General features: G+C 68.6%; 2 protein-coding genes. Both read left to right on the plus strand.

Annotation, left to right across the window (positions count from 1 at the left end):
• The first annotated feature begins 67 nt into the window (after positions 1-67).
• Positions 68-373, plus strand: coding sequence for a transposase (locus P1P70_RS44855; RefSeq protein WP_319248282.1), 306 nt, complete (start codon positions 68-70; stop codon positions 371-373).
• The coding region (locus tag P1P70_RS44860) for an IS3 family transposase (protein ID WP_319248284.1) at positions 370-1,185 on the plus strand (816 nt) is incomplete at its 3' end. The genes P1P70_RS44855 and P1P70_RS44860, both read left to right, overlap by 4 nt.

Here is a 1,185-nt window from a genome sequence, read left to right on the forward strand (position 1 = left end):
TGAAGCTTCCCCTTGGTGTTGGACACCTGGAGACTGGGACGTGAGGTTCCAGAGGGAGTAGTGCCAGGTGGGAAGCAAGAGCAACCGCAGCAGGCGGTATTCGGAGGAGTTCAAGCGCGACGCGGTCGCGCTGGTCCGCTCCTCCGGCAGGACCGTCACCGAGGTGGCCCGGGAGATCGGGGTCAGCGCCGAGGGCCTGCGGAACTGGGTCAAGCAGGACACGATCGACCGCGGGCAGGGGGCGTCGGGCGAGCTCACGAGCGCGGAGCGGGAGGAACTGCGTCGGCTGCGGCGGCAGAACCGTGAGCAGGCCGAGACGATCGAGGTGCTGCGAAAAGCGGCGGTCTTCTTCGCGAAGGAGAGCGATCGATGAACGACGTGTACGCGTTCATCGAGGCGGAGAAGACCACCCACCCAGTCGCTCTGTTGTGCCGGCTGCTGAAGGTGGCCCGGTCCTCCTTCTACGCCTGGATGGCCGGCGCGCAGGCCCGCGCCGCCCGCCGGGCCGCCGACGACGCCCTGGCCCACGAGATCACCGTCTTGCACATCGCCTCCCGGTGCACCTACGGGGTGCCGCGCATCCATGCCGAACTGCGCAGGCTGGACCGGCGGGTCAACCGCAAGCGAGTGGAGCGGGTCATGCGTGAGCGCGACATCACCGGGGTCACCCGGCGCAAGCGCCGGTCGCTGACCCGTCCGGCGAAGAAGGAGGTGCCCGCTCATGACCTGATCGGCCGCGACTTCACGGCCGCCGCCCCGGGCCGGAAGCTGGTCGGTGACATCACCTACATTCCCACCGACGAGGGCTGGCTGTACTTGGCGACCTGGCTGGACCTGGCGACCCGCGAGATCGTCGGCTACTCGATGGCCGACCACCACCGCGCATCCCTGGTGGTCGACGCACTGGCGATGGCCGCCGGTCGCAGCGACCTCCAGCCCGGCTGCATCGTGCACTCGGACCGCGGAGCGGAGTACACCGCTGACGAACTTCGCCGGGAGATAGGCCGGTTGGGGCTGCGGCAGAGCATGGGACGAACCGGCTCGTGCTACGACAATGCCGCCGCCGAGAGCTTCTTCGCGCTGCTGAAAGCGGAGATCGGCACCCGCCGCTGGCCCGACCGGACCACTGCCCGCGCTGAGATCTTCACCTTCATCGAGACCTTCTTTCAACCGCAAGCGGCTGCG

The sequence above is a fragment of the Streptomyces sp. MB09-02B genome, from assembly GCF_033794485.1.
In the GTDB taxonomy this organism is placed as follows: domain Bacteria; phylum Actinomycetota; class Actinomycetes; order Streptomycetales; family Streptomycetaceae; genus Streptomyces.